Source organism: Pseudomonas sessilinigenes, from assembly GCF_003850565.1.
Classification (GTDB): Bacteria; Pseudomonadota; Gammaproteobacteria; order Pseudomonadales; family Pseudomonadaceae; genus Aquipseudomonas; species Aquipseudomonas sessilinigenes.
On record NZ_CP027706.1, the window covers coordinates 5,958,380 to 5,983,664 of the forward strand.

25 protein-coding genes and 1 tRNA gene are annotated in these 25,285 nt (G+C 63.6%); 9 read left to right on the forward strand and 17 right to left on the reverse strand.

Translation table 11 applies throughout. The features are described 5' to 3' along the window. Positions 1-7: 7 nt before the first annotated feature. Together C4K39_RS27300 and C4K39_RS27305 are read left to right on the forward strand one after the other, a co-directional pair. Positions 8-1,252: a saccharopine dehydrogenase family protein gene (locus C4K39_RS27300; RefSeq protein ID WP_068580880.1), complete on the forward strand. Its 1,245-nt coding sequence runs from the start codon at positions 8-10 to the stop codon at positions 1,250-1,252. Between the two features lie 210 nt (positions 1,253-1,462). Continuing rightward, positions 1,463-3,202 carry a dipeptidase gene (locus C4K39_RS27305; RefSeq protein ID WP_068580885.1) on the forward strand — a complete coding sequence of 580 codons (1,740 nt, stop codon included), beginning with the start codon at positions 1,463-1,465 and terminating at the stop codon, positions 3,200-3,202. Between the two features lie 41 nt (positions 3,203-3,243). On the opposite strand, the gene C4K39_RS27310 is transcribed toward C4K39_RS27305, so the two are convergent. The 7 genes from C4K39_RS27310 to C4K39_RS27340 form a co-directional block, all read right to left on the reverse strand. Continuing rightward, positions 3,244-4,209 (reverse strand): fatty acid desaturase family protein, encoded by a 966-nt coding sequence (locus C4K39_RS27310; protein ID WP_124347911.1) that lies wholly within the window; start codon positions 4,207-4,209, stop codon positions 3,244-3,246. Continuing rightward, entirely contained in the window at positions 4,196-4,816 is a 621-nt protein-coding gene (locus C4K39_RS27315) for a phosphatase PAP2 family protein (RefSeq protein ID WP_124347912.1), read from the reverse strand. The genes C4K39_RS27310 and C4K39_RS27315 overlap by 14 nt, the downstream gene beginning before the upstream one ends. A 51-nt stretch (positions 4,817-4,867) precedes the next feature. Beyond that, positions 4,868-5,959, reverse strand: coding sequence for a glycosyltransferase family protein (locus C4K39_RS27320; RefSeq protein ID WP_124347913.1), 1,092 nt, complete (start codon positions 5,957-5,959; stop codon positions 4,868-4,870). Continuing rightward, the gene (locus C4K39_RS27325; protein WP_031320029.1) at positions 5,956-6,690 is read right to left on the reverse strand and encodes a hypothetical protein; all 735 of its coding nucleotides are present in this window, start codon (positions 6,688-6,690) and stop codon (positions 5,956-5,958) included. Before C4K39_RS27325 ends, C4K39_RS27320 begins: the two co-directional genes overlap by 4 nt. Continuing rightward, on the reverse strand, positions 6,687-7,718 hold the full coding sequence (locus C4K39_RS27330) for a hypothetical protein (RefSeq protein WP_225926518.1): 1,032 nt from the start codon (positions 7,716-7,718) through the stop codon (positions 6,687-6,689). The genes C4K39_RS27325 and C4K39_RS27330 overlap by 4 nt, the downstream gene beginning before the upstream one ends. 39 nt (positions 7,719-7,757) lie before the next feature. Then, positions 7,758-8,840 (reverse strand): glycosyltransferase family 2 protein, encoded by a 1,083-nt coding sequence (locus tag C4K39_RS27335; protein ID WP_225926517.1) that lies wholly within the window; start codon positions 8,838-8,840, stop codon positions 7,758-7,760. A 69-nt stretch (positions 8,841-8,909) separates the two neighbouring features. Then, positions 8,910-9,806 carry a LysR family transcriptional regulator gene (locus C4K39_RS27340; RefSeq protein WP_124347914.1) on the reverse strand — a complete coding sequence of 299 codons (897 nt, stop codon included), beginning with the start codon at positions 9,804-9,806 and terminating at the stop codon, positions 8,910-8,912. Between the two features lie 164 nt (positions 9,807-9,970). On the opposite strand from C4K39_RS27340, the gene C4K39_RS27345 reads away from it, so the two are divergent. Further along, positions 9,971-10,957 carry an NAD(P)H-quinone oxidoreductase gene (locus tag C4K39_RS27345; protein WP_124348414.1) on the forward strand — a complete coding sequence of 329 codons (987 nt, stop codon included), beginning with the start codon at positions 9,971-9,973 and terminating at the stop codon, positions 10,955-10,957. 62 nt (positions 10,958-11,019) lie between these two features. Here the strand turns inward: C4K39_RS27345 and C4K39_RS27350 are convergent, their stop codons facing one another. From C4K39_RS27350 to C4K39_RS27385, 8 genes are all read right to left on the reverse strand, one after another. Next, entirely contained in the window at positions 11,020-11,748 is a 729-nt protein-coding gene (locus tag C4K39_RS27350) for a PA1136 family autoinducer-binding transcriptional regulator (RefSeq protein WP_124347915.1), read from the reverse strand. Next, positions 11,745-12,623 (reverse strand): glyoxalase III HchA, encoded by an 879-nt coding sequence (gene hchA, locus C4K39_RS27355; RefSeq protein ID WP_068580909.1) that lies wholly within the window; start codon positions 12,621-12,623, stop codon positions 11,745-11,747. The genes C4K39_RS27350 and hchA overlap by 4 nt, the downstream gene beginning before the upstream one ends. 181 nt (positions 12,624-12,804) lie before the next feature. Continuing rightward, on the reverse strand, positions 12,805-13,254 hold the full coding sequence (locus C4K39_RS27360; RefSeq protein WP_068580911.1) for a hypothetical protein: 450 nt from the start codon (positions 13,252-13,254) through the stop codon (positions 12,805-12,807). 515 nt (positions 13,255-13,769) lie between these two features. Continuing rightward, positions 13,770-13,845 (reverse strand) — tRNA-Gly (locus C4K39_RS27365). Positions 13,846-13,910: 65 nt separating this feature from the next. Further along, complete coding sequence (gene pgsA / locus C4K39_RS27370) at positions 13,911-14,471, reverse strand: CDP-diacylglycerol--glycerol-3-phosphate 3-phosphatidyltransferase (RefSeq protein ID WP_068580280.1); 561 nt, start codon at positions 14,469-14,471, stop codon at positions 13,911-13,913. A gap of 32 nt (positions 14,472-14,503) precedes the next feature. Next, a complete protein-coding gene (gene uvrC / locus C4K39_RS27375; protein ID WP_068580282.1) occupies positions 14,504-16,327 on the reverse strand; it encodes an excinuclease ABC subunit UvrC in 1,824 nt (607 codons plus the stop codon). A gap of 1 nt (position 16,328) precedes the next feature. Continuing rightward, positions 16,329-16,970: a response regulator transcription factor GacA gene (gene gacA / locus C4K39_RS27380; protein ID WP_011061841.1), complete on the reverse strand. Its 642-nt coding sequence runs from the start codon at positions 16,968-16,970 to the stop codon at positions 16,329-16,331. A 146-nt stretch (positions 16,971-17,116) separates the two neighbouring features. Beyond that, on the reverse strand, positions 17,117-17,482 hold the full coding sequence (locus C4K39_RS27385; protein ID WP_124348415.1) for a helix-turn-helix domain-containing protein: 366 nt from the start codon (positions 17,480-17,482) through the stop codon (positions 17,117-17,119). An 81-nt stretch (positions 17,483-17,563) separates the two neighbouring features. On the opposite strand from C4K39_RS27385, the gene C4K39_RS27390 reads away from it, so the two are divergent. Next, positions 17,564-17,794 carry a DNA-binding protein gene (locus C4K39_RS27390; RefSeq protein ID WP_068581210.1) on the forward strand — a complete coding sequence of 77 codons (231 nt, stop codon included), beginning with the start codon at positions 17,564-17,566 and terminating at the stop codon, positions 17,792-17,794. A 13-nt stretch (positions 17,795-17,807) separates the two neighbouring features. On the opposite strand, the gene C4K39_RS27395 is transcribed toward C4K39_RS27390, so the two are convergent. Continuing rightward, a complete protein-coding gene (locus C4K39_RS27395; RefSeq protein ID WP_124347916.1) occupies positions 17,808-18,269 on the reverse strand; it encodes a GNAT family N-acetyltransferase in 462 nt (153 codons plus the stop codon). Beyond that, the gene (locus C4K39_RS27400) at positions 18,266-19,021 is read right to left on the reverse strand and encodes a carbon-nitrogen hydrolase family protein (RefSeq protein WP_124347917.1); all 756 of its coding nucleotides are present in this window, start codon (positions 19,019-19,021) and stop codon (positions 18,266-18,268) included. Before C4K39_RS27400 ends, C4K39_RS27395 begins: the two co-directional genes overlap by 4 nt. A 650-nt stretch (positions 19,022-19,671) precedes the next feature. On the opposite strand from C4K39_RS27400, the gene C4K39_RS27410 reads away from it, so the two are divergent. The 5 genes from C4K39_RS27410 (at position 19,672) to C4K39_RS27430 (ending at position 25,284) form a co-directional block, all read left to right on the forward strand. Next, on the forward strand, positions 19,672-20,751 hold the full coding sequence (locus C4K39_RS27410; RefSeq protein ID WP_068581219.1) for a 3-deoxy-7-phosphoheptulonate synthase: 1,080 nt from the start codon (positions 19,672-19,674) through the stop codon (positions 20,749-20,751). A gap of 157 nt (positions 20,752-20,908) precedes the next feature. Further along, entirely contained in the window at positions 20,909-21,190 is a 282-nt protein-coding gene (locus C4K39_RS27415) for a peptidylprolyl isomerase (protein ID WP_068581222.1), read from the forward strand. 151 nt (positions 21,191-21,341) lie between these two features. Continuing rightward, a complete protein-coding gene (locus tag C4K39_RS27420) occupies positions 21,342-23,204 on the forward strand; it encodes an extracellular solute-binding protein (RefSeq protein ID WP_124347918.1) in 1,863 nt (620 codons plus the stop codon). Continuing rightward, a complete protein-coding gene (locus tag C4K39_RS27425; protein ID WP_124347919.1) occupies positions 23,204-24,262 on the forward strand; it encodes a microcin C ABC transporter permease YejB in 1,059 nt (352 codons plus the stop codon). Before C4K39_RS27420 ends, C4K39_RS27425 begins: the two co-directional genes overlap by 1 nt. Continuing rightward, the gene (locus C4K39_RS27430) at positions 24,262-25,284 is read left to right on the forward strand and encodes an ABC transporter permease (protein WP_068581232.1); all 1,023 of its coding nucleotides are present in this window, start codon (positions 24,262-24,264) and stop codon (positions 25,282-25,284) included. Before C4K39_RS27425 ends, C4K39_RS27430 begins: the two co-directional genes overlap by 1 nt. The last annotated feature ends 1 nt before the right edge of the window (position 25,285 follow it).

A 25,285-nucleotide genomic window follows, 5' to 3' on the forward strand; every position in this document is an offset into this window, starting at 1 on the left:
AAGTAAATTGAAGAAGAATGTTCTTATCATTGGTGCAGGAGGTGTCGCCAAGGTGGTGGCCCACAAGTGCGCGCAGCACAACGACGAACTCGGTCGTATTGCTATCGCGTCGCGCAACATCTCCAAATGCCAGGCCATCATCGAAAGCGTAAAGGCCAAGGGCAGCCTCAAGGTGCCCGCCGATATCCAGGCCTTCTCGCTTGACGCTCTGGATGTCGAGGCGACCAAGGCGCTGATCCGCGAGACCGGCTCGCAGATCGTCATCAACGTCGGTTCCGCCTTCCTCAACATGTCGGTGCTGCGTGCCTGCATCGATACCGGTGTGGCCTACCTGGACACCGCGATCCACGAAGAGCCGGGCAAGATCTGCGAGACCCCGCCGTGGTACGGCAACTACGAGTGGAAACACCTCGAGGAGTGTCAGCAGAAGAACGTCACCGCCATCCTCGGCGTGGGCTTCGATCCGGGCGTGGTCAACGCCTACGCTGCCCTGGCCAAGCAACAGCATTTCGACCGCATCGACTCGATCGACATTCTCGACGTCAATGCCGGTTCCCATGGCAAGTATTTCGCCACCAATTTCGACCCGGAAATCAATTTCCGCGAATTCACCGGACAGGTGTGGAGCTGGCAGGACAGCCAGTGGACCAGCAACACCATGTTCGAAGTCAAGCGTACCGACGACCTGCCAGTGGTGGGCTCGCAAAACCTGTACCTGACCGGCCACGATGAAGTGCACTCGCTGTCCAAGAACCTGCAAGTGCCCAACGTGCGCTTCTGGATGAGCTTCGGCGAACACTACATCAACGTGTTCACCGTGTTGAAGAACCTGGGCCTGCTCTCCGAGCAGCCGGTCAAGACCGCCGAAGGCCTGGAAGTGGTGCCGCTCAAAGTGGTCAAGGCCGTACTGCCCGACCCGGCTTCCCTGGCCCCGGGCTACACCGGCAAGACCTGCATCGGCGACCTGGTCAAGGGCACCAAGGACGGCCAGCCGCGCGAGGTGTTCATCTACAACGTGGCCGACCACGAGGAAGCCTACGCCGAGACCGACAGCCAGGGCATTTCCTACACCGCTGGCGTACCGCCAGTTGCCGCCGCCCTGCTGGTGGCCCGTGGCGAGTGGGATGTGCAGCGCATGGTCAACGTCGAGGAACTGGCCGCTGAGCCATTCCTCAAGGCGCTGGACGTGATGGGCCTGCCGACCCGCATCAAGGACGAGCACGGCGACCGTCCGTGGGACGCCGCCATCTAAGGTAGTCCCGAACGCAGGGGGCGCCCACCGCGGCGCCCCCTGCCCCGCCGGCGACACATCTTTCGTTTGTGCGCCGCTTTTGCATTTCCGTGCGACAGTTCCCCTTTCCGGGGCTCCCGCAGCCCTCCTGCGCAGTGTTAGCTTGGCAAGGTTTCTGTCTGGCCTATCAGACATTCCCTACCCACCTCCTGCAAAGGAATGCCCTGCGTAATGGACTTTTCCCTTAAGCACCTGGCCACGGCCACCCTGATGCTCGCCAGCCTGTCGGCGTTCGCCAACGTCGCCCAGGCCAACATCACGCCGCAACAGAGCGCGGCCATCCTCAAGAACTTCAACGACGCCTCGGTCAAGGACTTCCGCCAGTTCATCGGTGAGGTCGCCAAGAGCCAGCCGGGCAAGAGTGCCCACCTGGCCCCGGCCATCGATGGCTTCCTGGCCGGCAAGACGCTCTCGGCCGAGCAGCAGAACGAGATCCACCGCCTGCTGGGCCTCTATGCCCGAGTGAAATATGGCACGGCGGCCACCCAGACCCTGCGCGAACTGGTTGAGATCCCAACCTTCAATGTCGAGGGCGTGCCCCAATACAAGAACCCGGAATTCCTCAAGATCGCCGAGAAGATCAAGGGCCTGGCCCAGGACTTCGGCCTGGCGTTTCGCAATGTCGACAACCGCGTCTACGAGATCTCCCTGACCGGCAGCGGCGACGAAGTAGTGGGCATCCACGCCCACGCCGACGTGGTGCCGGTCACCCCGGAGAACTGGGTGCTGCAGGACGGTACCCGGCTCGACCCGTTCAAGGTCACGCTGATCGGCGACCGGATGTACGGGCGCGGCACCGAGGATGACAAGAACGGCATCGTGGTGGCGCTCTACGCCATGAAGATCGTCAAGGAAGAAAAACTGCCCCTGGCCCGCAACTTCAAGCTGCTGGTGGATACCACCGAAGAAACCAGCGGCGATGCCATCCCCTACTACTTCGAACACAACCCGGTGCCCAACTACAACCTGGCGCTCGATGGCGGCTACCCGGTGGTGATCGCCGAGAAAGGCTACGGCACCGTGATGGCGACCTTCCCCCAGCGTGCCGCCGAGGGTAAGGGCGCGCAGATCACCCACTTGACCGGCGGGCTGGCCACCAACCAGATCCCCTCCACCTCGGTGGCGACCCTGACCAGCGAGCAACCGGGCGAACTGGTTGCCAGCCTGCAGAAGGCCGGCGCCGATTACGTCAAGCGCCACGGTGGCGACTTCAAGATCGATGCCCGGGTGCAAGGCAAGGACGTGCTGCTGACCGTCACTGGCGTGTCCGCCCACTCCTCCGAACCCGAGTCCGGGGTCAACCCGGTGGCGCGGATGCTGGACTTCGTCCACGGCCTGGAGGGCAAGGTGGCGCTCAAGCACAACCAGTTCACTGACGCCGCGCACTACCTCGCCGACAACTGGGGCCTGGACTATGAAGGCAAGAAGCTGGGCGTGGGTTTCTCGGATGCCTTCATGGGCCCGCTGACCACCTCCCCGACCCTGGTCAGCGTGGATGACAAGGCACTGAAGGTCGCGGTGAACCTGCGCGTGCCCAAGGGCAAGGCGCCAGAGGCGCTGAAGGCGCAGATCAGCGACAAGCTGGAGGCCTGGAGCAAGCAGAACCAGGTGGCAGTGCAGTTCAATACCTCGGTCGCCGCGCCGATGTACCGCAACCCCGAGGGCGAATGGGTCAAGGCGCTGCTGGACGTGGCCAGCGAGAACCTGGGCATGGCCCACACGTTCGGCACCTCCGCCGGGGCAACCTCGGTACATGAACTGCCCAACGGCGTGCAATTCGGCCTGGCGCGTCCGGAGGTGAAATACACCGGCCACACCGACAACGAGTTCAAGACCGTGGAGCAGTTCCTGCTGGACCTGCAGATCGTCACCGAGATGGTCGGCCGGGTCGGACAGTTGCCCAAGCTCTAGCCGTCCCCTTGGCACTGGCCCCTGCGGCCAGTGCACCTGCCTCAGCCGCCCGCAGCGTCCTGCGCCGGGCGGCTGACATCCCGCAGCACCGCGATATAGCCCCGGTAAAGGTTCTCCACCGGCAGCAGCCCTCGGACCGCCAGCTGGCGATGGGCGCTGCGCAGGTGATAGAAGGGTATGCGCACGTAGAGATGGTGTTCGATGTGGTAGTGGATCCCGTGGGGGCCGAAGACGAAGGTCTGCCAGTTGGGCGCCACGATGCTGCGGGCGTTCTGGCTCTGGTCGGTGTTGGCGGGCAAGCCCGCATGCTCGAGGATCGCCCGCACGCGCCCCATCAGCGGCAACAAGGTGATGGCCGGCAGCAACCACAACCCCAGGTAGAGCCATGGGTGCCCGGACCAGGCCAGCAGTCCCAGCAGCAAGCCATTGCCCACCAGCATCGACAGGACTTCCCCGAACACTTGGCGCGCCGACTTGTCGACCTTGGGCAGGCAGTGGCGGTAGTCGCCGCGAGCCAACCTGAAGGCGCTGATGAAGTACCCCACCCCACACAGGTCCGCCGCCAGGCGCAAGGCCAGGCGCCGCCGAGGCAGCGGATAGTCCCCGATGCCGAACACCGCCACCACCGGGTCATCATGCAGCATGGGCTGGCGATGGTGCTTGAGGTGCCCGGCCCGATAGGTGCGCAGGGAAAGGAACAACGGACCGGCGGCCAGCCATTGGCCGACCAGGTCATTGGCCGACTGACGACGCAACAGCACGCCATGGGCGCTCTCGTGCATGATCACCGCCAGCGCCAGCTGGCTGCGGGCGATGACCAGCGCCGCCAGCAGGTATGTCAGGGGGTGCGGCCAATAGGCGGCACAGGCAAATGCCGCACCGATCAGGCCCCAGTCGGCCAGCAACGCCAACAGGCCGATCCACGGCTTGAGGACGAACCACTCGGCGGCGGGGGTAAAGGCGCGCAATGCCAGGTTGGCCCCGGCACGCGATTCAAGCTGGGACACGGCGAATGCTCCCTTGTCGGTGAGTGGCCAAGGCGCAGGCCAGGGCCAGTAGCAGGCCGCCAGCGACGTCGACCAGGGTGTGCTGCTTGAGGGTCAGGGTCGACAGGCAGATCAACAGGCCGCTGCCGGCGACCAGCCATTTGCCACACCGGCCCCACAGTGCTCGGCAGGCCAGGCACGTCACGGTGACATGCAGGCTGGGAAAACCATTGCAGGCCAGGTCCAGTTGCCACATCCGGCTCAGTCGCTGCTGCAGGAAGCCGCTGCCGAGCACGCCGAGATCCGGCCGGGGCACCTGCTCGGGAAACAGCCAGAAGCACAACAGGCCCACGACGAAGGCGATGCCGGTAGCGTTGCGCAAGGCCTTGAAGCCCTGTTGGCTGGCGTAGGCCGCCGCCAACAGGACAAAGGGAAAGAACAGCACGTAAAGGAACCAGGACTGGGCCACGAAAGGAATCAGCTCATCCAGCGGCGTGACCCAGTGATAGCGCGGCGTGACCAGGCGCTGCAGGCCGATGAACGCGCCCAACCCCAGCAGCAAGCCGAACGCCGCCGCCAGGGCCTGCCGAGGATTGGCGGACCCGAGACGCGACCAGGAGCCGGTCATGGCTGTCGGCTCGCCACGGGCATGGGGGCATGGCGATTCAAGACGGCGCCCTCACAAGCCAAGCAGGTGGTTGGCCCAGGCATCGATCCGTGCCTGGGCCCGCTGGTTGCCCGACACCACGTCAGGCGCTGGGGCGGCCGCGCTCAATTGCTGCGCCGCCGCGCTCACCTGGCGCCGAAAGTCGGCAATGTCGCCGCGCCAGGTCACTACCCGGTGCAGCAACTGCAACTGGCTGGCCCGGGCGGCATTGCTGGCCTGCTCCGGCTGGTCGCTTACCACCAGGATGATCGGCCGCTGGTAGACCCGGGCGATGGACAGCGCCGCCATGCCCGGTGCCGATACCAGCAGTTGCGCCCGGGCCGCGCGGCTGGCCCAGTGCGGGTCGACTCCAAGCCAGCCGTTGCGCCCGGCATACCCTTCGCCCACCAGGTGTCGATCCAGGCCGGCATCGTCCAGGCCGGCCTCCAGGGCATCGGCCAGCCCGGGTTCGCGAAAGTGCGGGTTGAGGTACACCGCCGCGCCCACCGTGAGCTCCTCCGGCAACGCCTCGGCCAGGGCCACCGGGGTCGGCAGGCGATACAGCGCTCGGGCCACGGTATCGTCGACCTCATAGGCAAAATCGTGCTCGATGCGCCCCCGCGCGGCATCGATCTGGCGTCCGACGATCCAGGCGAACAACCGCCCGAACTGCCGTGGCCACATGCCGTCGAAGTTGTTCAGCAACGCCACCTTCAGACTCGCGCCGTACACATGCACCACCTTGCGCCGCCAGCCCGGCAACATGCCCATGTACAGCAACGCCGGGTGGAAGGAGTCGTTGACCACCAGCTCCACGCCGCGCAAACGGCGCCGCAGCTGGAGGATATCGCGCAGCATCCGCCCGGGACGGAACAGGTACTGGGCAACATTGCGATTGGTGGCCCGGCGCAGCATGTTCTGCTGGCTGTCGAACTGCACCGCATAGTGCCGCGAAAGGACCTCGGCCTGGACCCCGAAACTGCGCAGGAAGCGCTGGCCCTGGTCCGACGTGGTCAGCACCTCGACCTGGGCGCCGGTCGCGCGCAGGGCATGCACCAACAACTGCGCGCGCATCAGGTGGCCACGGGCATCGGCGGTGGCGAGATAGAGAATGCGTGGAGTCATCGAATGGCGCCGCGTCCACCGCCCAGTACCCAGCCGGCCAGGTACATCGCCAGGGCGCCGGTCACGCCAAAGCTCGCATCGACCCGGCGGATATCCTTGAGCAGGCGCGCCAGATGCACGGTTTCATGGGGGGCGACAATGCGTTGCAAGGTGCCCTGGCACAAGCGCACATGGGCCTTTTCATCGGCCAGGACCTGCGACAGCAACGGATACAGCCCATGCTCGGCGCCGATGACCGCGCAGTGGCGGCTAAGCACCCGTTGCGCCATCTGTTCGGCACACAGGCCGGTGGCATAGGCCGGCACCAGCAGGCCATGCTCGAAATGCCCCGCATAGCGGCGGGCCAGGCGCTGCCAGCGCAGGATCTTGCGCCGGCTGAGCCAATCCGGTTCCAGGCGTGCCGTACCTTCACCGCCACGTTCGCCCAGGGCTGCGGCGAACAGCGTCACGTGCCGTTGTTCGTCAGCCAGGTGCCGCTCGACCTGGCGCTCGAGCCAGGGTGGCGACTGCGGCAGCAACTCATCCAGCAGCGCACGTTCGGTGGCATCCTCCCCAGCCAGGTAGATGCGCAACAGCAGGCGCTCCCCACGCACGCTGCGATGCAGGCGCTGCAGGGCGACGCGCTTGATGCGGTCCACCAGGCGCGCCTGCACGGCTCCCAGCCCACGGGGCCGGGGCATGTCCAGGCAACTGAAGTCCGCTTGGCTTGCAAGCGCTTCGCCGGCACTCATGGCATGGACTGCGCGGTGTCCACGCCTTGGGGCGCAGTGGTGGCCGCCTGGGCGCTGCGATGCCAGGCCAGGATCAAGCCGATGAAGCTGTCACGCATGAAGGCCGTACCGCTGGCAGTGGCCCCGGGGAAACTTTGCTCCTGGCCGTTGTAACGCAGGTAGCCCTTGCCATTGACCGCGCCCAGCTCCAGGCGGTCGTGCTTGCGCAAGCCACGCTGGCGCACGTCCTCGAGCAAGGGGCTGTCCTCCAGGCCGAAGACGAACAACTGGCGCTGGACCACCCACAGCGGAATCTGGCCGCTCAAGGCTTGCAGGTCGAGATTCCAGGTGCCCTGCTCCAGCACCTGGTCCAGCGGCAGGCTGCCTGGTTGCCTCGAGCTGAAGCGGGCACGCATCAGCGACTTCGAGACCCGCCCGACCCCCAGACCGATGGTGATGTCATCGGCCGTCGGATTTTCCCCGTCGCTGGGACGCACCACCACCAAATAGCTGGCGACCCGGGCGGCAATCGATGGCTGCGCCAGGACCTTGCGCGCCAGCTCGGGATTGAGCAGCACGTACTCGTCACGCCCCTGGTGGACGCTGATCTGGTAAGGGTCCAGAGCGATATCCCGGAAGGTGCCACGCACCGGCGCATGTACATAGGTGTCGGCCTTCCAGGTCTTGCCCGAGCGCCGCACCAGTACCTGCAAGCTCAAGGGCACGCGCTGGCCGTCACTGGCGATGCCGCTGCCATGCAGCAGCACGTCGCCGATCACGCCCTTGCCGGCATGCCGGGCCTCGACGCTGAACACTATGGTGCGCGCCTGCGGGTCAACGCTGGCCCGTGCGTCCGCCACGTCCAGGGCCAGGCGGTTGCAGTCCTGCGCGGCGCCGCCCTGCACCGTCGCACAGCCACTGCCGGAGACGAAGTGCAACACGCTGCGGCCACTGATTTCGCTGGACGCGGCGCTGGCCGGGACGGCGCACGCCAACCATGCCAGGCACGCCAGGGAGGAGCCGAATACGGCCAGGGGTTTCATGCTCATGGGAACTTCCTGTAGGGGCGCCAAGGGGGGCGGCGCGGATCAATCCAGCTGGCGGTGATAGGACAGGGCTTGCCCCTGGCGCGCGCTGGCACGGCCGATGTTCAACCCCAGCCCGCGGACCAGCGCACCGGCGCTATCGAGGGACGAGATACCGAGTATCGCCAGGATCGCACCCAGGCGCCGCCGGCCATGCACGGCCGGCAGGTCCTGGTGGTTGAGCGCGCGCAGGCTGTAGCCCAGGCGCCCGAGCATCACGCACAAGGGGCCGATAGGTCCGCTGCGTCCAAGCCACTGCAACCAGCCCGGCATATAGGCACGCACCAGGTAGGGGGTCAGGTCGACACTGTCGCCACCGCGCAACCAGCGCAGCTTGAACACTTCGCCACGGCTGTCGGGCAACCGGTGCTCGGTATGGGCCGCCGGAACGTAGCGTACCGCCACCCCCGCTGCTTGCAGGCGCAGGCCCATGACCTGGCAGTGGGCACGGTAGACGCCGTCCAGCGGCTGGTAGCGATACTGCTCGAAGGTGGCACAACGAAAGGCCACGTTGTTCGCGTAGAAATTGCGGGTCGCCCGGGCACCGAGCGGGCTGGGGAAGTACATGAAGTCGATGGTGGTCAACGCGCTGCCGACCACGCTCGGGGCATAGCTGGTGCGCCCGGCGACGGCCAGGGGCGCATCCACCTCGGTGAAGGGCAAGAGCAACTGTTCCAGCCAGTGGCTGGCGGGAAGGCAGTCGGCATCGGCGAACACCACGTACTGGCAGCGCGCCTGGTCGACCGCCTCGAAACCGATATTCTTGGCCTCGTAATAACCGGTGCGGGGATCGATCTCGACGAACTCCAGCACTCGCCCGGCCAGTGCGCACAGCGCCTCCCGGGCCGCTTGTCCGAGGCCATCGTGGGTGATGACCCATTGGCCGAGCGATTGCGGGCAGAGGCTCTGGCGAGCCAGGCGGGCGACCAGGTGCTTGAGGCTGTCCAGGGCCTGCGCCGCGTCCTTGCCGCCGCGCAGGTTGTTGGTCTCCAGCACCAGCGCGGCCCTGCCGGCGATCGCTGCCAGGGTCCCGGCATCACAGGCGGGCTGTTGCGACATCCGGGTCGTCGATTGTTGGCTATCCATGGCGCGGTATCTCAGGAAAAGGCAGGGCTGCCGGGCTTCAGGGGCGCAATCACAGCATTATTCCGGGGATTATTCAAACGGCGGATTCGCCGGCCCGCCCGTGTTGGCGAAGGACCGCGCCAGGTGCTCCATCACCAGGCGCATGCGCGTGGTATGCCGCAGGTCCTGGTGGGTGACCATCCACACCTCATATGGCTTGCCGGCCGTGCGCCCGGGCCAGATCCGCTCCAGGCCGTCACGCCGGCCCATCTCGATGGGGATCTCGCTGATGCCCAGACCCTGGGCGATGGAGCGCCGCAGCAACATGTTGGAGTTCACCGCCATCACCACCCGGGCCTGGTCGATGGGCTCGTCGAGCAAGGTCGGCTGCGCACGATCCCGCCAGTACGGCTCGTACATCACCAGGTCATGGCCCTTGAAGCCGGTGCCTGGCTCGGGCTGGCCATGGCGCTCCAGGTATTCGTGAGTCGCGAACAGGCCCATCGGCCACTCGGCCAGCTTGCGCAGGATCAGGTCGGGATTGTCCGGACGCAGGTTCCTGATGGCGATATCGGTTTCGCGTCGTGACAGGTTGACCACCTCGGAGGTGCTGTTGAGCACGATGCGGATATCCGGGTGCGCAAGGTGCAGCGCCTTGAGTGCCGGCATCACGAAATCACAGGCCAGGGAGTCGGTGGTGGAGATCCGTACTTCGCCGGCCAGTTCGTTATCCATCCCCCCGGTGCGCCGGATCAGCTCCAGGGCCATCTGCTCCATCTTCCCGGCCATCGCGAACGCCATTTCGCCAACGCTGGTCAGCTGGTAGCCGGCCGGAGTGCGCAGGAACAGGGTCGACCCCAGGTCCGCCTCCATGGCCGCGATACGCCGCCCCACCGTGGCCTGGTCCACGTGCAGCACGCGCGCCGCACGGCGCAAGGTCAGCTCGCGCCCGAGGGCCAGCAGGACCCGTGCATCATCCCAGTTCATTCAAGATTTCCCCATGAAGAATCATTGCAACACAGCCTCGTAAAATCGCCGCACGCCGGCACCGGCCCGCTTGCGTAACCTTTGCCCACCCCAGCCCGAACGGCCGGCATCCACCTTACCAGGACCCATTTATGAGCCATTTCCATAGTGCGCCAGAGGCGCAGATGACCGTTATCGAGATCACCCGGCCGGGTGATCCCCAGGTATTGAAACCTGCCCGCCGGGCGGTGCCTACCCCTGGCCCACGGGAGATCCTGATCCGGGTCCACGCCGCCGGCGTCAACGGCCCCGACCTGCTGCAGCGCAAGGGCCTCTACGATCCGCCAGCCGGCGCCTCGGACATCCCGGGCCTGGAAATCGCCGGGGAAGTCGCGGCCCTGGGCAGCGAAGTGACGCGCTTCAGCGTGGGCGACCCGGTGATCGCCCTGGTCACTGGCGGCGGCTACGCCCAGTACACGGTCGCCGACGAACGCACCACCATGCACCTGCCCGGCGGCCTGTCGATGATCGAAGCCGCGGCGCTGCCCGAGACCTTCATGACCGTGTGGGTCAACCTGTTCCAGCGCGGCCAGTTCAAGACCGGCGAATCGCTGCTGGTGCATGGCGGCGCCTCCGGCATCGGCACCACGGCGACCATGCTGGCCAAGGCCCTGGGCGCGTCGAAGATCTTCACCACGGTCGCCAATGCACAACAACAGGCGGCCAGCCTGGCCCTGGGTGCCGACGTGGCCATCGACTACAACCGCGAGGACTTCGTCGAGCAAGTGATGCTCGGGACCGAGCAGCTTGGGGTCGACGTCATCGTCGACATCATTGCCGGGGACTATGTGGCGCGTAACTTCCAGGCCGCGGCGATGAACGCGCGGATCGTGCAGATCGGCGTGGTCAAGGGCCCGGCGACCCAGGTCGACCTGTTCCCGATGCTGGTCAAGCGCTTGACCCACATGGGCTCGACCCTGCGCTCGCGCAGCCCAGAGGACAAGGCCGGGATCATCGCCGAGCTGGAATCCAAGGTCTGGCCCCACGTCCAGAGCGGCGCGATCAAGCCATTGATCTTCAAGACCTTCGCCTTGACGGATGCCGACCAGGCCCACGCCCTGATGGAGTCCGGCCAGCACATCGGCAAGGTGGTGCTGACCGTCGCCCACTAACCCCGGAGCCCAGGCCGAGGTTGTCCATGACAACCTCGGCCGTGCCCTGCCCGGCAACCCGGCTACGGCTCCTGGCGGCCAGGCACGGCGTCCAATTCGCCGTTGCGCACCGCCACCTTGATGGCTTGTGCGGTGGTACTGGCGCCCAGGCGCCGACGCGCCGCCCGCAGGTGGTTTTCCACGGTGCGCCCGGACAACCCCAGCGTCACGGCGATATCGGCCTGGCGCTTGCCGGCGGCGGTCCAGGCCAGGACTTCACGCTCCCGATCCGACAACTGCCTGGACGGGTCGCTGACGGCCACCTCCAGCAACCGCCGTGCGGTACAGAACGCCGCACTGGCGACGCTGCCCAACATCAGCCGAACCCTGGGGCTGCTGTCGATCCGCTCACCGCCCAAGCTCATGGCGCCCTCCAGGCCCAAGGGACCGAACACCGGTACCTGCAGGCCATGCAGGCCGGCGCCCTGAGGGCGGCGGACCACCTGGTAGCGGTCCCCGCGCTTGCTCCAGAAGAACGGCTCGCGTGCCTCCAGGATATGCCGGGTGACCGGGCAGCGGCGCACGTAGGTCGCGGCATCGACCACCTGGCCGTCGCCGAACCAGTCCCCCTCGACCCAATAGATGCGCTCGAGCACTTCGTCCCTGGCCGATGAGGCGGAAAACAGTACGAAACGGTCATAACCGAAAGGGCCCGCCAGGCCCCGCACCAGCGCCTGGATCGCAGGCAGCGCCGTGGCGCGCTCCAATTCCAGGACGCTGTGCAGGGCCGCTTCAGCGCTGGTCGCAGTCACCCGGCCGCTACCGCTTGCAGCAACGCGGTGGCCGCCAGCTTGCCCAGGGAGTTGCCCGCCAGCGGGCTGTCGCCGGTGAGCAGCTTGCGGTCCTGGTGCACGGCCCCGGAGATGTCCTGGTTGAGGATCTCGATCCCCAGGGCGGACAGCTGCTCGCCGAACTTCCAGGTCAGGTGGCCGGGCATGTAGCCGATGGCCGGGGTCTGGGCGTCCAGGGCGTCGGGGAAGGCGCAGATGCGGTAACCGTTGAACAGGCAGGAGTCCCTGGTCTCGCCCAGCCCGGCAGCCAGCAATGCCGCGGGGCCGTGGCACAAGGAAATGACGAACTTGTCGTTGGCCATGGCCCATTGCAGGAGTTTTTTCACCTCGGCACTTTCGGGCAGACCGATCAGCGCGCCATGGCCGCCGGGAATGAACACCCCGATGTAGTCGGAATCGGCGCCCAGGGCGTTGTCCAGGACCTCGGCCAGCTTCAAGGGTTGCTTGAACTGGTCGCGGTACTTGGCATACAGGCCTTTGACCTCGACATCTTCCGAGGGCATGGCCCAGAACTCGAACTTGACCGGGTTGCCCGACAAGGTGGCGATATCAAAACCGAAGCCGGCCTTGTCCAGGTGGTACATGGGCAGCAGGGTTTCCACCGGATGATTGCCGGTGGAGAACATCGTGCCGTTGTCGGTCAGCAGGTAACGCTCGTCCGCACCAATCACCAGCACCTTCCAGCGTCCACCGGTATAGGGCCGCTGGTAGTCGGCACCACTGAGGTCGGAGTGGGCGGAAGTGAATTGGCTTAGCGAATACGGCGAGGGGAAAAACGCATTGTCCTCGGCCGGATCCGGCGTCGGGCGTTTGTCGTCGGTGAGGGTATGGTTCATGGCTTGCTCCATTGTGCAGGGCGAATTCCATCATCATTGTAGGAAAGCACGTAGGCAGCAATGAGGGTTTTCCCTCAAGTCGAGCATCGTCAGAAGAGGTTGTCGCTATCAGGAGGCTGTTCGATTACGCCGTCACAGCATCGGCGCCGGAAACACGGGCCAGACGACTCCAGCACCTCAACTAGAGGCCATCAGCCTTGAACTCATCAGCAAAGAAGTCATAAACCTCGACTACATCCTCGTTGTCGCTTTCCTTGCATTTGCTCACGAAAACAGCTTTCAGATCGAAGTAATCCAACTCCAGCAACAGCTCAGCGACCCTCATGTACACATAATAATCTTCGGCTTCGAGATACCCGCTCAAACTGGACGCGAGTTTTTCCTTGAGCAGACCATTCTTCCTGAACTTATGCAGCACACTTCTGGCGAGAGGCACATTACCTATATCACCTTCTATCGCTGCATCAATAATTCCCGGAAGCAAATCATCAAGCTCATTATCCGCAAACACATCATCCCGGATAAACCTGAGAGCGGTTCCCTGCTCCAAACGGTCCGCGAGGGCCAACGACAACTCACTGATAAAGCCCGCAGAATGCCTAAACTCATGGCATGCTGAAAACAGCTCCATCTCTGCTCCTGACAGGCGAAGCCATTCTTTTGAATACGTCCTTTCACTCGCCATTCTTCACTTCCACACCACTCCATTGAACATCACGAGATGAGCGCACCAAGCCAGGTGAACGCTAGGTGCATTCATGAGGCCATCTTCAAACCGAGACCATTGAATGATTGCACCCCTTTGCTTTACTTGAGGCTCTTGTTCAGAGGCCAAGGCCGGAACACCATTCTATTGGATACTTGAACTAGCTTGGTTGGCGATATGGTCACGCCAAGACCATCAACATCGCCAACGGCATATGCCTGGGCCTGCAGGAGTCCGGTGCGTGTTGGGTATGAATGAGTGGATGCATCATCATGCCGGGAAATCCCGCAGCCATGGCAGGTAGACGCTTTGCCGACAGGGATGATTTTTCGCCTGGCAGACCCACCGAGCGAGCGGCCTGGGAATGCCCCGCTGCGGCAGCGCGGGCCTGTATTTCGGGCATAAAAAAAGCCACTCGATTGAGTGGCTTTTTTTGAATTTGGAGCGGGAAACGAGACTCGAACTCGCGACCCCGACCTTGGCAAGGTCGTGCTCTACCAACTGAGCTATTCCCGCATCGTCTTGGTGTTGCGCATTCTATAGAAACCAGAATCTACGTCAACCCCTTGATTCAAAAAAACTTATTTTTTATCGCCGTCGATTTTCAAATGCGGCCATGCGGCACGAAGGTATTGCTGCATCGACCACAAGGTCAGGCCTGCCGCCACCATCAGCAGGATATAACCCAGCAATACCCAGAAGCTGAAGACCGAGGGATTGGCCAGCAGGATTACCAGCGCCAGCATCTGGGCCGCGGTTTTCCACTTGCCCATGTTGGACACCGCCACCTGCGCCCTGGCGCCAAGTTCGGCCATCCACTCGCGCAGGGCCGAGACCACGATCTCGCGCCCGATGATCACCGCTGCCGGCAAGGTCAGCCACAGGTTCGCGTGCTCCTGCACCAGCAACACCAGGGCCACCGCCACCATCAGCTTGTCGGCCACGGGATCGAGGAACGCGCCGAACGGCGTGGTCTGCTGCAGGCGTCGAGCCAGATACCCGTCTAGCCAATCCGTAGCGGCTGCGAAGGCGAACACTGAACTGGCTGCCATGTAGCTCCAGCTATAAGGCATATAGAACAGCAGTATGAAGATCGGGATAAGCAGGACGCGTAGAACGGTGATCAGATTAGGGATATTCATCGGCACAACTGGCTACGAGGTGATTGGGCATTCTACTCGCTGTGCAGGTTTGCATAAATCAACTCTGCAAGCTTTTTACTGATTCCCGGGGCCTTGGCAATCTCATCGATGCTGGCACGGGACAGCTCCTGCAATCCACCAAAATGTTTAAGGAGATCACGCCGGCGTGTTGGCCCGACACCTGCGACCCCTTCCAGGGTCGAGGTGCGTCGGGCCTTGCCACGTCGGGCACGGTGACCGGTGATGGCGAATCGGTGAGCCTCATCGCGAATTTGCTGGATCAGGTGAAGCGCTGGCGAGTCGCCCTTGAGCGTGAACTCATGGGCCGCATCGTTCAGGTAGAGGGTCTCGAAACCGGCCTTGCGCGTCGCGCCCTTGGCCACACCGAGGAGAATCAAGTCAGGCACGGCCAATTCATTGAGTACATCGCGAGCCATGGAGAGCTGCCCCTTGCCACCGTCGACCAAGAGAATATCCGGCAATTTGCCCTCCCCATCCTTGAGCCTGCTGAAGCGTCGGGTCAGGGCCTGGTGCATCGCCGCATAGTCGTCACCCGCGGTGACGCCCTCGATGTTGTAACGACGGTAGTCGGACTTCAACGGACCTTCCGGGCCGAAGACCACACAGGAGGCGACAGTCGCCTCGCCGCTGGAGTGACTGATGTCGTAGCACTCCAGGCGCTGCGGCGGCTCGTCCAGGTTCAGCACCTCGGCCAATGCCTCGAAACGAGCGGCCACATGTTGCCGGTTGGCCAGGCGCGCCCCAAGGGCCTGCTCGGCATTGGTCACTGCCAGTTGTTGCCAGCGAGCACGCGTGCCACGGACCCTGTGACTGATGGTCAATTCGCGACCACGCAGCTCGTCAATGGCAGCGATCAGGATCGGGAAGTCTTCATGGGTCACATTGACGATCAGTTCGGATGGCAAGTCCCGCTCCGGACTGCTGACAAAGTACTGCCCCAGGAATGCCAGCATGACCTGCGCAACATCCTCCTCGATACCGACCTGCGGGAAGAAGTTCTTGCTGCCCAGCACTCGCCCGCCACGCACACTGATCAGGTGCACGCAAGCGCCGCCCGGGTTGACGAAAGCCGCCACCACATCGACATCACCGGTACCGCCTTCCATGCTCTGCTGGTCCTGGACCCGGCGCAGCAAAGCAATCTGATCGCGCAATTCGGCGGCTTTTTCGAAATCCAGGGTGCTGGCGGCAGCTTCCATGGAACTGGACAGTTCGTCGCTCAATGCGTTGCTGCGCCCCTCGAGGAACATCACCGAATGGCGCACATCCTCGGCATAGACCTCAGGCTCCACCAAGCCCACGCAGGGCCCTTTGCAGCGCTTGATCTGGTATTGCAGGCACGGCCGGGTACGGTTCTTGTAGTAGCTGTCCTCGCACTGGCGAACCTGGAAGGTCTTCTGCAGCAGACTGAGGCTCTCACGGATCGCACCGGCACTAGGATAAGGCCCGAAGTACTTGCCCTTGAGCTTCTTCGCCCCGCGATGAATGCTGAAACGCGGAAAGTCGCCATCCGAAAGAAATACATAGGGGTAGGACTTATCGTCGCGCAACAGGATGTTGTACGGCGGCCGCCACTCCTTGATCAGCGTCTGCTCCAGCAGCAGCGCCTCGGTCTCGTTGGCGGTGATGGTGGTTTCGATCTGGGCGATGCGCGCCACCAGGGCGGCGGTCTTCGGTGCCTGGCCGGTCTTGCGAAAGTAACTGGAGAGGCGGTTCTTCAGGTTCTTGGCTTTACCCACGTAGAGCAGGCGTGCATCGCTGTCGAACATGCGATACACACCGGGGCGGCCACTACAGGTAGAAAGAAAAGCACTGGGATCAAACAGGTCGGTCATTTCAGAGGCTGGCATCGACCATGCCATGACGAACGGCCAGCAGCGTCAGCTCCACATCGCTACTGATCGAGAGCTTCTCGAAAATCCGATAGCGATAGGTGTTCACGGTTTTCGGCGACAGGCATAGCTTGTCGGAAATGATCTGCACCTTCTGGCAGCCGACGATCATCAGCGCAATCTGGATTTCCCGCTCCGACAGGGCATCGAATGGCGAATCACTGGACGGTTGAAATGACTTGAACACCAACTGCTGGGCGATCTGCGGGCTGATATAGCGCTGACCGGCAAAGACCAGGCGAATGGCCTGGACCATTTCGTTGAGGCCCGCGCCCTTGGTCAAGTATCCCGCTGCGCCCGCTTGCAGAAGCCGAGTAGGAAATGGATCTTCCTCGCAGACGGTTACCGCCACGACCTTGATGTCCGGATGACTGCGCAACAACTTGCGCGTAGCTTCAAGACCGCCGATCCCGGGCATCTTCACGTCCATCAGCACTACATCGGGCTTCAATTCCCGCGCCTTGAGCAAGGATTCCTCTCCCGACTCTGCCTGCCCGACTACTTGCAGGCCATCGATGTCAGCCAGCATTCGTGTAATGCCCGTACGAACGAGATCATGGTCATCGACTACTAGCACCCTAATCAAGCAGACACCTCGCGATATGGTCGTTATAGGTTGCCGGACACCTTAGCAAAAAAGCGGCGTACAAACCTAATCACAAGCGCGATTAAAACACTTCGACGAGCGATAAAAGATGTCATGCCTCCCTCGCCGGCAAATGCTCTAGTCCCTCAGGACTCGGCGGCTTGGGACTTTTTCCTCGAGCCCTGGATCTGCGACAACTCGGCCAAGGTGGAGGTCAAGCGACAGATCGTATCCTGATCTTCCTTGAACAGGGCCCGATAACAATCAAGCACCTGTTCCTCCATCTGGCTCAACCTGCCAGCCACGACTGGCGTCCGTTCACTGGTCAGTACATAAAGAACATCCACTCCCTTTGCCGCTACCCGGGACAGATAATCTGCCTTGGGTGCGCGATCGCCACTTTCGTACTTACCCTGGGCGTTGGCTTCCACCCCGCCGATTTCACCAAAGACTCTCTGCGACAGTCCAAGGCGCTCCCGCTCCTGCCTCAACCGCAAACCGATTCCACTCATTTGGATGTATGATCCCATCAGATACACCCCAAGGGGTGTCATACTCTTCAAGCCTTGAACAAAATTGAACGGTTTTGAACTATGCCCGGTATCCGCACTGCCGCACAAGCCAAGGCCTGGCTGGAACATCAAGGAAAATCGGTTCAACAGTTCGCCCGCGAACATGGGGTTGATCCGGCCACGACCTACCAGGTGCTGGCAGGCCGCAAGAAAGGCAAACGAGGGGAAGCACACAAGGTTGCGGTGCTATTGGGAATGAAGGACGGCATCATTCTGGATGAAGTGCCAGTGGTGGACCCGGCCCTGATCTGAGCCGGCCTGCCGTTCAGCCCGGGCGGCTGTCGCTGGCTTCGCTGGAGACCGAACGCTCCATGCGCCAGAAGCAATCGTCGTCGCCCACCACCTGTAACCCCATGCGCTCATACAGGCGTTGTGCCGGGTTGCCCTTGAACACGGTCAGGCGCAGCAACTGCCGGCGCTCCCGACACGCCATCTCCATCATCCGCTGCAGGCTCCATGTCCCAGCCCCCTGCCCGCGCCAGGCCGGCAGCACATGCAACTCACGGACATAGAGCGCCCGCAGATCACGACTCAGGCTGACGAAACCCAGCGTTTGGTGGTCCTGGCAGATCAACAGGTTTTCACGACCAGCCCAGGCCACATCGAAAGCCTCGTCAAGCCAGAGCAGGTCATGACGGATGTAATAACCCAGCATTGTGGAGCGGGTCAGCTCCCGGGCAAATACCAGGTCCGTCTCGGCGGCCGGACGCAGTTCGAATCGGCTCATCGCTCGAGCGGCAGCACTTCGGCCTGCCACCGCCCGGCCTCGCCACGAACGATCAGCAATGCCTCGCCAGTCCCCTCCACCGCTGCCAGCAGCTCCCCCGTGGGGCCCCAGGCCGCACTGCGCCCGGCACAGGTCCAGCCGCCACTGGGGCCACCATGATTGGCCATCAGCACCAGTAGTCCATGCTCCCCGGCGTAGCCTTGCAGCAGTGCGCTGTCGACGGCATAGCCGCCCTCGCTGATCAGCACGCCCGCGGCATAGACAGCGGCCCCGGCCTGCGCTGCCGCCTGCACATGGCTGGCATGGCTGAAGTCTGCACAAACCGCCAGGGCAATCTGGTGCTCGGCAAATGCCAAGGGAGCCCCACCCCTGCCTGCGGCAAAAGCGCGCTCCTCCCCGGGATGCAGGTGCTGCTTGCTATAGACCGCCAGCGAACCGTCAGCCCCCAGTACCAACGCACCAATCAGTACCGGCCCGCCATCGACCAGGCGAATCGGCATCCCCACCACCGTAGTCATGTGCAGCTCCCGAGCCAGGTCGCGCACCGGTTGCAGTACCGGCGAATCCGGAGCCACCGCCAGCTCGGCCGCCAGTTGCGGCTCATAACCGGTGAGCGACAGCTCGGGGAATACCAGCAACTGCACGCCCTGCTGCGCCGCCAGGCACATCAAGCGCTGATGTCCGGTAAGGTTGGCTGGCAGGTCGCCAGCAATGGATTCCGATTGGGCAGCGGCAAGGGTCAGCAAGGTCATGGACAGTCCTTTTTCGAGCAGCGACGGGGGTAACCAGGCAGGTGCCGCGAGTGTCGCACAAAACCCCCAGTGGATTAATCCATAGTCGCAAGTCTCCCTGCGCCATAGAAATTACTGATTGAATCGCCGCCCCAGCCTCTAGTAAGCTCGCTGCACTTCACGGAGAAACCCCATGTTGTCCCAGACCCTTTCCCTGCATCGCCACACCGCCTGCGCACTGCGCTCGGTTGCGGCTGCCTGGGTCACTGGCAGCGCGGCGGCGAGCTTTTATTTTGGGTATTGGTTTAGCCACTGGCGCGCCTGATACCCAACCGGCGCCCATAAAAACGGGTCGCCCACCAGAGAATTCTCAACCCCCGGTCGGCCTCCCGACCGGGGGTTTTGTTTTTCCGGGGCTTGGATTTTCAACCACGATTTTTTGCGACACACCGAACTTACCGAGGATTGCACCATGAACTACGCCACCTATTACCGTTACGACATGTTTTCCACCTGGCGATTTAGCAGCCTCCGCTCGGGACAGCCTGCCGCCTCCGATCGGTCACCTACCGGTGGCAATTGCACACTCATGGCCAGTACGGCCAATTGTCGAACACCCCAGTAGGGCCGCGCGCGGGACATCACCCGCCGCCCGCCCAGGAAGACCGCACATGAATTCGTCCGTATCCGCTCTGTCCCTGTCCGCTCAAGCCAGCGCCAACGAACCCCTGACCCAGCGCCTGCCCAGTTCCCTGGAACTCAAGCAGCACCTGCCGCTATCCACGGCCCTGAGCCAGCAAGTCAGCACCCATCGCCAAGCCATCCGCGCCATCCTCCAAGGCCAGGACCCACGCCTTCTGGTAGTGGTCGGCCCCTGCTCCATCCACGATCCGCAATCGGCCCTGGAATATGCCGCCAACCTGGCCCGGCTGTCCGCGCAAGTGAGCGACCAGATGCTCCTGGTGATGCGCGCCTACGTGGAAAAACCCCGTACCACCGTCGGCTGGAAAGGCCTGGCCTACGATCCGCACCTGGACGGCAGCGATGACATGGCCGGTGGCCTGGCCCTGTCCCGGGAGCTGATGCGCGAGATGCTGCGCCTGGGCCTGCCGATCGCCACCGAGCTGCTGCAACCCATGGCCGCTGGCTACTTCGACGACCTCTTGAGCTGGGTCGCCATCGGCGCACGCACCACCGAATCGCAGATCCACCGGGAAATGGCCAGTGGCCTGGAGATGCCAGTGGGCTTCAAGAACGGTACCGACGGCGGCGTCGCCATCGCCTGCGACGCCATGCGCTCGGCCGCCCATCCGCACCGCCACTTCGGCGTCGACAGCCAGGGCCATCCGGCGATCATCCAGACTGCAGGCAATCCCGATACCCACCTGGTGCTGCGCGGCGGCCACCGTGGACCGAACTACGACCGCCAGAGCATCGCCCAGGTCCAGCGCGACCTGCACAAGTTGAAGATCCCGGCGCGGATCATGGTCGATTGCAGCCACGCCAACAGCGGCAAGGACCCCGCGCGCCAGCCGGCAGTGTTCAACGACGTGCTTGAGCAGCGCCTGCAAGGCGACGCCTCGCTGATGGGCGTGATGCTCGAAAGCCATCTGTTCGAAGGCTGCCAACCGCTGAGCGGCAACCTGCGCTACGGCGTCTCGATCACCGACGGCTGCCTGGGCTGGGACACCACCGAGCAACTACTGGGCAACGCCGCCCAGCAACTACGGGCACAGGCCGCTAGCGCCTGAGCATCCGCGCAGCCACTGTCGCGAACGGCGACAGTGGCTGCGGACGGCTTCGAGCGTCAAACCGGCGGTCGTGGCGGTAACGGCTTGAAGGAACTTTGACAGGAAATGGCCACCTGATTCCGGTAGTCTCTGCACTTTCTTGAAAGGAGCAATTCCCATGGCCAAAGCCACTGCCCGTCACATCCTGGTTGCCAGCGAAGCCAAGTGCAACGAACTCAAAGCCGAAATCGAAGCCGGCGCCGACTTCGCCGACGTGGCGAAGCAGCACTCCACCTGCCCTTCCAGCCGCGACGGCGGCAACCTGGGCTCTTTCGGCCCAGGCCAGATGGTCAAGGAATTCGACACCGTGGTATTCAGCGCCCCGGTCAATGTCGTGCAAGGCCCGGTGAAGACCCAGTTCGGTTATCACCTGCTGGAAGTCACCAGCCGCCAGGACTGATCCTCAGCCCAGCGTTCGTTCCAACGGCCTGCCTCTCGGCGGGCCGTTGTCTTTATGAAACCTGTACGCACCAAGACAGATGCGGCTGGCCAGTCACGCGCCGCTAGCGTAAAAATCGTGGTCAACGATCACCCGGCTCTTAAGGCTGACAATGCGACTGCTTTCCCCTACCGTACTGTTCATCGCCCTGCTGCTGGGCGCCACAGGTGCCCAAGCGGCACCGCAACATGCCATGACCGTCTACGGCGAGCCCGCCAAGTATCCCCAGGGTTTCAGCCACTTCGACTACGTCGACCCCCAGGCCCCCAAAGGCGGGACCCTGCGCCGCTCGGCCATCGAGATCGGCCGCTTCGACCACGTCCTGCCCTATATCGACAAGGGCATCGGCGTATCCCAGCTGGACGGCCTGGTGTATGCCCCCCTGGCCCTGCGCTCCCTGGATGAACCCTACACCGTCTATGGCCTGGTGGCCGAGAAGATGGAGCGCGCCGAGGACGGCCTGTGGCTGCGCTTCTACCTCAATCCCAAGGCCCGTTTCGCCGATGACACACCGATCACCGCCGAAGACGTGCACTACAGCTACGACCTGTTGATGACCCAGGGCAGCATGCGTTATCGCACCCAGTTCGCCGATGTCAGCGGCGTCACCGTGGAGTCGCCACGGGTGATCCGCTTCGACTTCAAGAACAACGAGAACCGTACCCTGCCCCTGGATATCGCGACCCTGCCGGTGTTTCCCGAACACTGGTGGAAGAGTCGCGACTTCGCTGGCGGTGGCGGCTATGAAGCGCCCCTGGGCAGCGGCCCCTATCGCGTGGGCAAGGTGGACTCGGGCAACAGCATCACCTTCATCCGCAACCCCGACTGGTGGGGCAAGGACCTGCCGGTCAGCCGCGGCCTGTACAACTTCGATCATTTGAGCGTCGAGTACTTCGGCGACATCGACGTCGCCCGCCAAGTACTGCGCGGCGGGGCCTACGACTACAACCGCGAGTTCTCCGCCACCGGTTACTCCATCGGCTACGACAGCCCGGCCCTGACCGACGGGCGCCTGCAGAAGGCCCATCTGGCCCAGGCCGCACCGCAACCGGCCCAGGGCTACGTATTCAACCTCGACCGCCCGGTGTTCCAGGACCGCCGCACACGCCAGGCCCTGGCCATGCTCTGGGACTTCGAGTGGAGCAACCGGCAGATGATGCGCAACCTGTACATCCGCCAGCAGAGCTTCTTCTCCAACACCCCGCTGGCGGCCCGCAGCCTGCCGGACGCCGAGGAGTTGAAGATCCTGGAGCCATTGCGCGGGCAGATTCCCGACGAGGTCTTCACCCAGGTGTTCGAAGCACCGAAGACCGACGGCAGTGGCGTACTGCGCGACAAGCAATTGCAGGCCCTGTCCCTGCTGGAACAAGCCGGCTGGAAGCCTGAGGGCGACAAACTGGTCAATGCCCAGGGCGAGCCCCTGGCGTTCACTTTCCTGATCACCCAGGGCTCCATCGAGCGCCTGTTGCTGCCCTACAAGCGCAACCTGGCCCAGATTGGCATCACCCTGAACATCCGCCGCATCGATTCCGCGCAGTACGTCAACCGGCTGATGGCCCGCGACTACGACATGATCGTCACCGGCTACCCGGTGTCCACCTCGCCCGGGCTGGAGCTTTACAACTACTATGGTTCCGCTGCCGCCAACGACCCGGGCTCGAACAACCTCATGGTGCTCAAGAACCCGGCGGTGGATACCCTGGTCAACGGCCTGGTCAAGGCCACCAGCCAACCGGAAATGCTGCGCTACGCCCATGCCCTGGACCGGGTGCTGCAATGGAACTACTACTGGATCGCCAACTACTACCCACCCGGCACGTCCACCGTCTGGTGGAACCGCTTTGGCAGGCCCAAGGTACCGGCCAGCAACGACGAAGCCATCGAGACCTGGTGGGAAGTCAGCCCCACCCCGCTGACCAATGAACAGATGGCCGCCGAGCTCGCGCGCCGTAACAAACCCGGAGCACGCCCCTGATGCCGGCCTATATCCTGCGGCGCTTGCTGCTGATCATCCCGACCCTGCTGATCATCCTTCTGGTGAACTTCGTGATCGTCCAGGCTGCTCCCGGCGGCCCGGTGGAACAGGCCATCGCCCGCTTGCAGGGCATTGGCGGCGGTGTCGGTGGCTCCGCCGACGCCATGAGCAGTGGCGGCTCGCGAGCCAGCCGCGGCCTGGACCCCAAGCTGATCCAGGACATCGAGAAACAGTACGGCTTCGACAAGCCGGCCCATGAACGCCTGTGGCTGATGCTCAAGAACTACGCCCAGCTGGACTTTGGCAAGAGCTTCTTCCGTGGTGCCACGGTCACCGACCTGATCCTGGAAAAGATGCCGGTGACCATCTCCCTGGGGCTGTGGGCGACCCTGATCACCTACCTGGTGTCGATCCCCTTAGGGATTCGCAAGGCGGTGCGCCATGGCAGCCACTTCGATATCTGGAGCAGCACCGCGATCATCATCGGCTACGCCATGCCGGCCTTCCTGTTCGCCATGTTCCTGATCGTGCTGTTCGCCGGCGGGACCTCGCTGAACTGGTTCCCGGTGCGCGGCCTGGTCTCGGACGATTTCGACCAGCTGAGCACCCTGGGCAAGATCGCCGACTACTTCTGGCACCTGGTGCTGCCCGTCAGCTCCCTGGTGATCGGCGGCTTCGCTACCCTCACCATCCTCACCAAGAACAGCTTCCTCAACGAAATCACCCGCCAGTACGTGGTCACCGCCCGGGCCAAGGGCCTGAGCGAACGCCGGGTGCTGTACGGCCATGTGTTTCGCAACGCCATGCTGCTGGTGGTCTCGGGCATTCCCCAGGCCTTCATCAGCGTGTTCTTCGCAGGCTCGTTGCTGATCGAGGTGATCTTCTCCCTCGATGGCCTGGGACGCATGAGCTACGAGGCCGCGGTCTCCCGGGACTATCCGGTGGTGTTCGGCTCGCTGTTCATCTTCACCCTGTTCGGGCTCTTGATAAAACTCATCGGCGACCTGTGCTACACCCTGGTCGACCCGCGCATCGACTTCGCCGCGAGGAACGCCTGATGCTCAAGCTTTCCCCTTTGGCGCGCCGACGCCTTGACCGTTTCAAGCAGAACCGCCGGGGCTGGTGGTCGCTGTGGCTGTTCATCGGCTTGTTCATCCTGACCCTGGGCGGCGAGCTGATCGCCAACGACAAGCCGCTGGTGCTGAGCTACCAGGGTTCGCTGTACTTCCCGGTGTTCAAGCGCTACACCGAGCAGGAGTTCGGCGGCCAGTTACCGTTCCAGGCCGACTACCGCAGCGACTACGTGCAGCAGCTGATCCGCAAGGACGGCGGTTGGCTGCTGTTCCCACCCATCCCCTTCAGCGAAGACACGCCCAACTACGACCTGACCCGACCGGCCCCCAGCCCGCCCACGGCGACCAACTGGCTGGGCACCGACGACCAGGCCCGGGACGTCCTCGCGCGGGTGATCTACGGTGCCCGGGTATCGATCCTGTTCGCCCTGGCCCTGACCGCCATCAGTGCCCTGGTCGGCATTGCCGCCGGCGCACTGCAAGGCTACTACGGCGGCTGGGTCGACCTCTTGGGCCAGCGCCTGCTGGAAGTCTGGTCGGGGTTGCCGGTGCTGTACCTTTTGATCATTCTGTCCGGTTTCGTCGAACCGAACTTCTGGTGGCTGCTGGGGATCATGGCGCTGTTCTCCTGGCTGGCCCTGGTGGACGTGGTCCGCGCCGAATTCCTGCGCGGGCGCAATCTGGAATACGTCAAGGCTGCCAGGGCCCTGGGCCTGAGCGATCGCAAGGTGATCCTGCGGCACATCCTGCCCAACGCCATGAACGCCACCCTGAGCTACCTGCCGTTCATCCTCACCGGCGCCATCTCGACCCTCACCGCCCTGGACTTCCTCGGCTTCGGCATGCCCGCCGGCAGCGCCTCCCTGGGCGAGTTGATCGGCCAGGGCAAGCAGAACCTGCAGGCGCCATGGCTGGGGCTGACGGCGTTCTTCGCCCTGGCGCTGATCCTCTCGCTGCTGGTGTTCATCGGCGAGGCGCTGCGCGATGCCTTTGATCCCCGATCTTGAA

Excerpts from the sequence above, each read along its gene's own strand:
- C4K39_RS27385 (WP_124348415.1), bottom strand. The coding sequence starts at position 17,482 with ATGAGTGGAATCGGTTTGCGGTTGAGGCAGGAGCGGGAGCGCCTTGGA.
- C4K39_RS27340 (WP_124347914.1), bottom strand. The coding sequence starts at position 9,806 with ATGAACTGGGATGATGCACGGGTCCTGCTGGCCCTCGGGCGCGAGCTG.
- C4K39_RS27330 (WP_225926518.1), bottom strand. The coding sequence starts at position 7,718 with ATGAGCATGAAACCCCTGGCCGTATTCGGCTCCTCCCTGGCGTGCCTG.
- C4K39_RS27420 (WP_124347918.1), top strand. The coding sequence starts at position 21,342 with ATGCGACTGCTTTCCCCTACCGTACTGTTCATCGCCCTGCTGCTGGGC.
- C4K39_RS27315 (WP_124347912.1), bottom strand. The coding sequence starts at position 4,816 with ATGACCGGCTCCTGGTCGCGTCTCGGGTCCGCCAATCCTCGGCAGGCC.
- C4K39_RS27325 (WP_031320029.1), bottom strand. The coding sequence starts at position 6,690 with ATGAGTGCCGGCGAAGCGCTTGCAAGCCAAGCGGACTTCAGTTGCCTG.
- C4K39_RS27400 (WP_124347917.1), bottom strand. The coding sequence starts at position 19,021 with ATGACCTTGCTGACCCTTGCCGCTGCCCAATCGGAATCCATTGCTGGC.
- C4K39_RS27430 (WP_068581232.1), top strand. The coding sequence starts at position 24,262 with ATGCTCAAGCTTTCCCCTTTGGCGCGCCGACGCCTTGACCGTTTCAAG.
- C4K39_RS27305 (WP_068580885.1), top strand. The coding sequence starts at position 1,463 with ATGGACTTTTCCCTTAAGCACCTGGCCACGGCCACCCTGATGCTCGCC.
- uvrC (WP_068580282.1), bottom strand. The coding sequence starts at position 16,327 with ATGACCGACCTGTTTGATCCCAGTGCTTTTCTTTCTACCTGTAGTGGC.
- C4K39_RS27335 (WP_225926517.1), bottom strand. The coding sequence starts at position 8,840 with ATGGATAGCCAACAATCGACGACCCGGATGTCGCAACAGCCCGCCTGT.
- C4K39_RS27345 (WP_124348414.1), top strand. The coding sequence starts at position 9,971 with ATGACCGTTATCGAGATCACCCGGCCGGGTGATCCCCAGGTATTGAAA.
- C4K39_RS27415 (WP_068581222.1), top strand. The coding sequence starts at position 20,909 with ATGGCCAAAGCCACTGCCCGTCACATCCTGGTTGCCAGCGAAGCCAAG.
- C4K39_RS27395 (WP_124347916.1), bottom strand. The coding sequence starts at position 18,269 with ATGAGCCGATTCGAACTGCGTCCGGCCGCCGAGACGGACCTGGTATTT.
- C4K39_RS27410 (WP_068581219.1), top strand. The coding sequence starts at position 19,672 with ATGAATTCGTCCGTATCCGCTCTGTCCCTGTCCGCTCAAGCCAGCGCC.
- C4K39_RS27320 (WP_124347913.1), bottom strand. The coding sequence starts at position 5,959 with ATGACTCCACGCATTCTCTATCTCGCCACCGCCGATGCCCGTGGCCAC.
- C4K39_RS27425 (WP_124347919.1), top strand. The coding sequence starts at position 23,204 with ATGCCGGCCTATATCCTGCGGCGCTTGCTGCTGATCATCCCGACCCTG.
- C4K39_RS27390 (WP_068581210.1), top strand. The coding sequence starts at position 17,564 with ATGCCCGGTATCCGCACTGCCGCACAAGCCAAGGCCTGGCTGGAACAT.
- pgsA (WP_068580280.1), bottom strand. The coding sequence starts at position 14,471 with ATGAATATCCCTAATCTGATCACCGTTCTACGCGTCCTGCTTATCCCG.
- hchA (WP_068580909.1), bottom strand. The coding sequence starts at position 12,623 with ATGAACCATACCCTCACCGACGACAAACGCCCGACGCCGGATCCGGCC.
- C4K39_RS27360 (WP_068580911.1), bottom strand. The coding sequence starts at position 13,254 with ATGGAGCTGTTTTCAGCATGCCATGAGTTTAGGCATTCTGCGGGCTTT.